Raw genomic sequence first — 7,787 nt, forward strand, 5'->3', positions numbered from 1 at the left:
CTCCCTATCAACGCCTCGCCTGAACACCGATGCCGCACCAAACCCGCCGACCAACCGCTACCGACCAACCCGATACCAGATCGTCCGATACCGTCCATCAATCGTAAAAACCGCCTCGTCCCCCCTCTGCTGCACATCCACCCTCTCCCTCGCCAACCCATCCGGCCCCAGCGCCTCCACCTTCAACACCGCCTGCAGCCCCGCCCGCCGCAGCCGCACCTCCGCTCGCACCGGCTCCAGCAGCACCGGCGCCCTACCGATCTTCGCCCGCGTCCGCTCCCCGTTCCACACCATCCCCGTATTCTCCGCCCGCGCCACCGCCGTCAGTAAAATCCGCTCCGACCGCGACAGCGGCTCGCCATCGGTCGCCACCAGCAGAATGTACGCCGTCCCCGGACTCGCGCAATCGATCGAAACGTCCTTCAACGCCACCGCCCGCTGCGACCCGCAAATCCCCTGCGCCGCCGGCGCGTCGATCAACAGCGTCCCAGCCGCAAAGTCGATCGTCAACTCGCCCGTGTCGCTCACAAACGCATGATCCCGATCCCGCGACAGATCCCATCGCGCCTCCGCCCCGCCCAACCGCTCCATCACCATCCTGGCGAACCACTGCGACTCGCGCGGATTGGCCTTGTCCGCCACCATCTCCGGCGTAACCCGCAGATAAGGCACATCCCTCGGCACCTCAAAACCCCCAGCCGTCCGACCGCTCGACGCCGCCAGATCCGCACCGCCTTCATACACCCCTTCTGTCAAACAATTGCGAATCCCGTACAGATACGGCAGCGCCATAAACGGCGCATCCGGATGCGCCTTGCCCTCGTCATTCCGCACCCATCCCCACGGCTGCTCCGCAATCAGATCCTCCTCGCTCAAAAGCACGTCCACCCGCTTCCTCGCCGCCGACACAAGCCGCTTCCGATAAATCGTCGCGCACGCCGGAAACAACCCGTACCGCGCCATGTCCGCCCGAAACTCGTGCGGGCCCGCGATCTTCTCGCTCCCGTACGAGTTGTGATGGGCGAAGTTGTACCACATCGGCGCATTCCACTCCTGAAAACACCCGTACGCCGCCACCAGCGCAATTGCCTCCGGCCGCGTCTCGTTGAACGCAAGCTGATTGATCTCACCGAACACCATCGGACAACCCCGCACCGACGCCTGCGCCAGCCGCGAAACAAAGTTGTAATCGAACGACCGCAACTGACTCTGCTGCGAACCGAACCACACCGACGGATTCCTCGCATCGACCGCCCACACGTGCGCGTACATGTGATAATCCACAAAACCCGCCAGCTTCCCCACCGCCAGGTCCGGCAAACTGCACTGCAGGTCGCTCAACCCGATAAGCGGCCTCGCCCCGATCGACCGCAGATAGTCCCGCATGTGCGCGAAATGCCGCCGCTGAACCTCCAGCAGAAACCGCCGCGCGTCGTACACACGGCCGCGCCAGCCCATCTCGGTCACCGGCGGAAACCGCATGACGATCTGCACCTTCTCCGGCCGACGCACCGTCCCCGCCGACGGGTCCTCATCCTCACCCAGATTCGTCCGCCCGTCCTCATCGCTCCACGCCTTCGCCAGCGCCTCCCGCGAACCGTACCGCTCCAACAGCCACGCGTTCCAAAGCCGATCGAACGCCGGCTTCACACACGCCGGAATCCCAAACTTGAAATCGTGAAACAGCGTCCGCTCGTTGATGATCTCGATCGCCGCGATCGCCGGCTCGTCCTTGTACGCCAATCCGGTGTACGGATTCACGTGCGTCAGCAACTGCCGCGCGTACTCCTTCTCCAACTCCCGATTCGCCGGCAAGAGGAACGACGCCAGCGCATCCGAACAATCCGGATCGACCCCGTCGCCGGCCACAAACCCGCGCGTCCACCGCAGCGTCAGGTAGACGTAAATCCCCTGCTTCTTCAGGCACGAGACCAGGTAGTCGAACCGATCCATCGCCTCCGGATCAAGTTGCCTTGTGCTCTCGTGCTCGCCCCTTCCAAACACGCTCCACCGCCCGCCCACGTCGTCGATCGTGTTGCGAAACACGTTCACGCCCATCCACGACAGATTCTCCGCCAGCACCTCCGACTCCTCGTGCGTCGGAAACATCCACGTCGCGTTGATCCCCCAGCCGATAAACGGCGTCCCGTCCTCGAAAACGAATCCATCCCCGCGCGCCTCAATGAACCCGTGCCCGCCCGCCGGCCCATCGCCCAATCCGCGGCAATCCACAACCGACGCCTTCGGCCGCGCCGTCCACGACGGCGCGAACTCAAACCAGCCCGTCGTGTCCGTCCGCACCTCCTCCTTCGCCAGCGACGCCAGCGCCGGAACGCCGTCAGCCGCCGTGATCGCCAGCAGAAACACGCTGGTCTCCTCGTGCGTCGCCCGCGCCTCAATCTCGCGGATGCGCCGCTCCGGGTGCGGATTCGCCCACACCATCGCATAGACGCCGACCTCCGCTTCGCCGTTACTGCCGCGCCACGCCGCCTTCGCCCCGCTCAAATCCTCCGGATTCCACCAGTTGGCGATCTGCTCCCCATTGATCGCGGAAACTGCCACCTCCTCACCGTCCTCGTACGTGACGGTGTACCGGACCAACTCCACCGGCCCAGCCGGCGTCCACGCCGCTGTGTGCAGAAACACCAGCGCCGCCGCCTCCCGATCGACGTCCATGACAATCGAACGCGCCAACGGCGGCTGCCGCGAATTGCCGAACAACACCGCGTCGTGCCCGTTCGTCCCGCCGCCGATCATAAACGGCACGCCCAGCAGTTCCCCCTTCCCCGCAATCCCCCGCAGATCGTTGCCGCCCTGGTCAGTCCAGCCGTCGTCGCCGTCCCCGCCGTGCCCATCCGCGAAATCGCGATTGAAAAAACCCTCAATGACGATCGGCGAATACTCGACCGCCCGCGCCGAACTCGCCGCCAATGCCAACACCGTCGCTGCCAGGGCCGTCAGGCCCGCCACTCTCACGTGAACGCTCACCACCATCTCCCGGATGTCCTACCACGGACGAAACAGACCCTGATAGCCCAACGCAATATCGATCGCGTCAACGGCTTGTATGTGCCCGTCCACGAACGTCAGATTCGAACCCCGCTTGTGGCGTGTGAATTCCGGATAGTCGCGGACCTCACTGGCGAAATCCAGCGAATAGCCCATGTACGCCGACCAACGAGGACTCCCAGCCAACGCCACGTCCAGAGGCCCCCTGTCCCACACCGAGAATGTGGAATGCGACGAATCCGCCAACGTGCAGAACCGCGACGGCTCCGTAAGCTGCGAAACCCGGCTGATCTTCCACGTCAACACATTCTCGCCCCGCGTGCAGCCCTGATTCGCCCCGTATGACGTGTTGAACTGCGCCGGCCACCGCTTGCCCTTCGGATACACGATCCAACTGTGACTCTCCGGCGGATCCCGCGTCAACAAATACCCGTCCGACGGACACAGGCCGCTGGCCACCGGATAGTCGTAGTGCAGCCACGCGACCAACAGCGGATAGTCGTAACTCGGACGCGACTCCAGGATCACCGGCGACGGCAATGCCGCCCGATTCGGAAAACACTGATGGTTCTCATCGCAATACAACACCCACGCCGTCCCGTGCATCCGCAAATTCGACTGGCACACCACCGCCCGACCCGACTCCCGAGCCGCACCCAATGCCGGCAACAACATCGCCACCAACACCGCCACAATCGCCACCACGACAAGAAGCTCAATCAGGGTGAACGATCTCCCATCTCGCAATCCGGCACCCCAAGCCGGCAGACGCATCTGCCGCTTCCGCAAATCCGAAATTCGAAATCCGAAATTCGAAATCATCCTTCGTTCGCCTTCCCCGTCGACTCCCGAACCACTAACTCACTCGGCGCCCACACATCCCCGCCTTCACCGCCTCCGTTCCGGCAAAGCCGGTCAAGCCGCCTCACGCACTCCCGTCCGATCTCCCGAAAATCAATCCGCACGCTCGTCACCGCCGGAAACGCACCCGCCCGGTACGCCGGCAGCAGGTCATTCACAGCCGCCAGGCTCACGTCGTCCGGAACCCTCAGACCCCGCTCCGAAAGCGCCGCCATCACCCCCGGAGCCAGCGCATCCGCCATCACGATCACCGCCGTGAACGCCGCCCCGCGCGACCACAGCCCCTCAACCGCCTCGCGACCGCGATAGTCGATCACCCCCGTGTGAACCACCAACTCCGGCGCCACCGCAATCCCCGCCGCGCCAAGCGCCTGACAATACCCCTCAAACCGCCGGCGCGACCACGTCCACTCCAGCGGCCCGCCGATGCACGCGATCCGACGATGTCCCAATCCAACCAGATGCTCCACCACCATCCGCCCGATCGCCACGTCATCCGGCACAACGGCTGGGATGCCGTCCTCGCCATCCTCCAGCGCGCTGACCATCGGCACGTGCGCCGAAGCCAATACCCGCCGCACCTCCCGGTCCCGCTCCTGCACCAGCACCGCCCCGTCCACCCGCGACCGATCCACCATCGCCGCCGGCAACCGACCAGCCGACACCGCCTCCGGATCGTACTGGCTGAAGATCACGTGCCGACCCCCCGCCGATGCCTCCTGCTCCATCCCCTCCAACACCTGCGTGTACACCGGGTAATCCCCCAGCGGACGATCCGGACCCAACCGCCCCACCAGGTAACAATACACCCCCGCCCGCGCCCGACTTGCCCCGCTGACGAACGTCCCGCGACCCACGTGCGACTCGATCAAACCCTCCTGCCGAAGGATCGTCAGCGCCTTGTCGATCACCGTCTGACCCACCCGGTAGTCGCGCATCAACTCCCGCACCGTCGGCAGCCGGTCACCCGCCGACAGACCGCGCACCCGCCGACGCATGTCCGCCACCAGCGCCTCACTCGACCGTCCTGTCGCCGTCAAGTCCATCACAAATCACTCCATGTGCCACCCATTGTACCGATTGTACGGTACAATTCAAGCAAAACCCTGACTTGTATTTAATGACTTAAATCTCTGCGCCTCAGCGCCTCCGCGGGAGCTGCTCTTCCTCCCTGACCTCACGAAATTTGTATGATGATATGGTTGTCATACAAATTCATGACTTGTCCGCCGCCGCCGCATTTTTCCGCGCGCGGGCCGCGTCACGCTTCATCTGCGCGATCGTCTTGGTCGGAATCCGGGCCGCGCCCTTGGTCTTCTTCGTCCCCAGCCGCGGCTCTTTGGCCAGCCGCCGTTTGGCCGCGGGGATCGCTAACTTGTACTGCGGCAACCACTTGGCCTGCGCCACGAGCATCTCATCGGTCATCTGCCAGATCTCCGGCGGGTTGCACACAGCCGCCGTCAGCGGATCGTGCAGCATCGCCTGCTTGAGCAGCGTCACATCCCCCGCCACCGCCGCGTGCACCGCCATCCGCTGAACGTTAATCGATGCCAGACAAGTACTTGCGCACGCCATCGGCAGGTCGCCGACCTTCGGAATGTTCACCCCGTTACGATCCACATACCCCGGAACTTCAACGATGCAATCATCCGGCAGGTTGCTGATGCAGCCGTGGTTCTTCACATTAAAATGCCCGCGATAAACCCGTCCCGTTTCCAGCCCCTCAATGATGTAACTGCCGTGTTCACCGGAACGTACGCTCGGCGTGATCGGCTCGTCCTCCGCCTTCAGCCAGTTCGGAAAATCGGTCTTGAACCAGTTCCGCCCTTCCGTGGACACCCGCAAGTACCCGCCCGTTTCGCCGTTGATCCACGATGACATGTCGATCCACTTGCGTATCTCGTTGGGGCGCTTGCGATACCACGGCACGTACTCGGAAAGGTGGCCGTTGGATTCGGTGGAGTAGTAGCCGAATCGACGCAGCACGTCGATTCGGACCTTTTCGGTTTTGGCGTAAACCGGATGGCGTTCAAAGGCTTTAAGCAGTTCCTCGCCGGTGATTTTTCGGCCCTTGTAGAGGATCTGGATGTACCAGGTCTGGTGGTTGATTCCGGCGCAGATGATGTCAACTTCGCTGGGGTCTTTGGCGCCGAGGACGGTGGCGATCTGATGGTGGCCGCCGGCGACGCCGTGGCAGAGGCCGATGGTGTTGATGCCGCCGAACTCGATGGCGGCCCAGGTGTTCATGGCGTTGGGGTTGGCGTGGTTCAGGAACAGGACGTTGGGTTTGGCGACTTCGCGCATGTCCTTGCAGAAGTCCAGGACGCAGGCGATGTTCCGCTGGCCGTACATGATTCCGCCGGCGCAGAGGGTGTCTCCGACGCACTGGTCGATGCCGTACTTGAGGGGGATGTCGATGTCGGTCTGGAAGGCTTCGAGTCCGCCGACCCGTACGACGTTGAAGACGTAGTCGGCGTCGGCGAGGGCGCGTCGGCGGTCGGTGGTGGCGGTGATGGCGGCTGGGAACTTGTTGGCCTTCAGGTCCTTCTGGCAGAGTTGGGCGACCATGTCGAGGTTGCGTTTGTTGATGTCGGTGAAGGCGAACTGGGTGTCCTGGAGTTCGGGCACGGTGAGGATGTCGCGGAAGATGCGCCGGGTGAAGCCGACGCTGCCGGCTCCGATGAAGGCCACTTTGATTGCCACGAAACCGTCTCCTATAGGGTGTTTTTCGTCATGGTTCAGCCACAGCCGCCGCGGCTGTAAGGCGTTGGTTTATCATGCCTCGTTGGTGTTGGCAAGATATAATCGTCGGCTGGAGGATGTGGACTATGGCGAGGAAGAAGAAGGCGGCGGTTGAGGCGTTGGTTTTGTCGGATGAGCGGGTGGTGGAGCTGGCATTGGGGCTGGGGGCGAAGTCGGCGAAGGTGGTGCATACGCGGATGGTGGAGACGGGCAGTTGGGTACGGTGGAAGTGCCAGTTCGGCTGTGGGGCGTATGGGTCGAGTCTGGTGTGTCCGCCGCACACGCCGACGGCTGAGCAGACGCGGGCGATGCTGGACGAGTACACGCGGGCGGTGTTGTTTGAGGCGGGTCGGCGGGAGCCGAAGCGGATCGCGGCGGCGCTGGAGCGGGAGTTGTTTCTGGCTGGGTGTTACAAGGCGTTCGGTTTTGGGGCGGGGCCGTGCCGGCATTGCGAGCGGTGCGCGTTTGGGGAGGGGTGCCGGCATCCGTACGAGGCGCGGCCGGCGATGGAGGCGTGCGGAATTGATGTGTTCGCGACGGTGCGGAAGCACGGGTTTGTGATTGAGGTGGTGCGGGATCACCGGCAGGAGCAGCATTACTTTGGAATGGTATTGATCGAATAGACATACATCTTTCTGTATTATTATATGTATTGTTATATTGACAATATGCCGGTGGGTGCGTAGAATATACTGGAGAGAAGATGAGTACGGCGACGTTCGAATGGGATGACCGGAAGGATCGGCTCAATCGGGAGAAGCATGGTTGTCGTTTACGAAGCCCAGTACGCTTTCGTCGATCCGAAGCGCGTCATTCTTGAGGACGTGACGCACAGCAGGGAGGAGAAGAGATTCTATTGTGTCAGCGCCGTCCCGGACGGCATTTTGACGGTGAGGTTCACTTATCGCCAGGGCGTCATCCGCATCATTGGTGCGGGGTACTGGCGGAAAGGAAAGAGAATCTATGAAGACGAAAACAAACTACGAGGATAAGCCTCTGGGCAAGGTTCGAGTGGTCAAGGATTTCCTTCCCAAGCCGGAGGACCTGGTCCTGAAGGATGAGCAGGTGAAGGTGACGCTGTCGCTGACGAAGTCGAGCGTGGAGTTTTTCAAGAAGGAGGCGCGGAAGCATGGGACGCGGTATCAGAAGATGATCCGCGCGCTGGTGGACCGGTA

The 7,787-nt window shown here is 62.8% G+C and carries 6 protein-coding genes and 1 pseudogene; 3 read left to right on the top strand and 4 right to left on the bottom strand.

What is annotated here, in order from left to right; translation table 11 throughout:
- Window positions 1–57: 57 nt before the first annotated feature.
- From GXY33_12755 to GXY33_12770, 4 genes are all read right to left on the bottom strand, one after another.
- Window positions 58–2,988: a hypothetical protein gene (locus GXY33_12755; protein ID NLX06002.1), complete on the bottom strand. Its 2,931-nt coding sequence runs from the start codon at window positions 2,986–2,988 to the stop codon at window positions 58–60.
- A gap of 18 nt (window positions 2,989–3,006) precedes the next feature.
- On the bottom strand, window positions 3,007–3,831 hold the full coding sequence (locus GXY33_12760; GenBank protein NLX06003.1) for a prepilin-type N-terminal cleavage/methylation domain-containing protein: 825 nt from the start codon (window positions 3,829–3,831) through the stop codon (window positions 3,007–3,009).
- Window positions 3,828–4,916: a substrate-binding domain-containing protein gene (locus GXY33_12765; GenBank protein NLX06004.1), complete on the bottom strand. Its 1,089-nt coding sequence runs from the start codon at window positions 4,914–4,916 to the stop codon at window positions 3,828–3,830. The genes GXY33_12760 and GXY33_12765 overlap by 4 nt, the downstream gene beginning before the upstream one ends.
- 169 nt (window positions 4,917–5,085) lie before the next feature.
- Window positions 5,086–6,573, bottom strand: coding sequence for an alpha-glucosidase/alpha-galactosidase (locus tag GXY33_12770; GenBank protein ID NLX06005.1), 1,488 nt, complete (start codon window positions 6,571–6,573; stop codon window positions 5,086–5,088).
- A gap of 236 nt (window positions 6,574–6,809) precedes the next feature.
- Here GXY33_12770 and GXY33_12775 point away from each other — a divergent pair, with 236 nt between their 5' ends.
- The 3 genes and pseudogenes from GXY33_12775 to GXY33_12785 form a co-directional block, all read left to right on the top strand.
- A complete protein-coding gene (locus tag GXY33_12775) occupies window positions 6,810–7,235 on the top strand; it encodes a DUF2284 domain-containing protein (GenBank protein ID NLX06006.1) in 426 nt (141 codons plus the stop codon).
- Between the two features lie 80 nt (window positions 7,236–7,315).
- A pseudogene (locus tag GXY33_12780) lies at window positions 7,316–7,604 on the top strand (BrnT family toxin).
- Window positions 7,576–7,787, top strand: a 212-nt coding sequence (locus tag GXY33_12785; GenBank protein NLX06007.1) for a CopG family transcriptional regulator, incomplete at its 3' end; no start/stop codon positions are given. The pseudogene GXY33_12780 and the gene GXY33_12785, both read left to right, overlap by 29 nt.

Source organism: Phycisphaerae bacterium (genome assembly GCA_012729815.1).
GTDB lineage: Bacteria > Planctomycetota > Phycisphaerae > JAAYCJ01 > JAAYCJ01 > JAAYCJ01.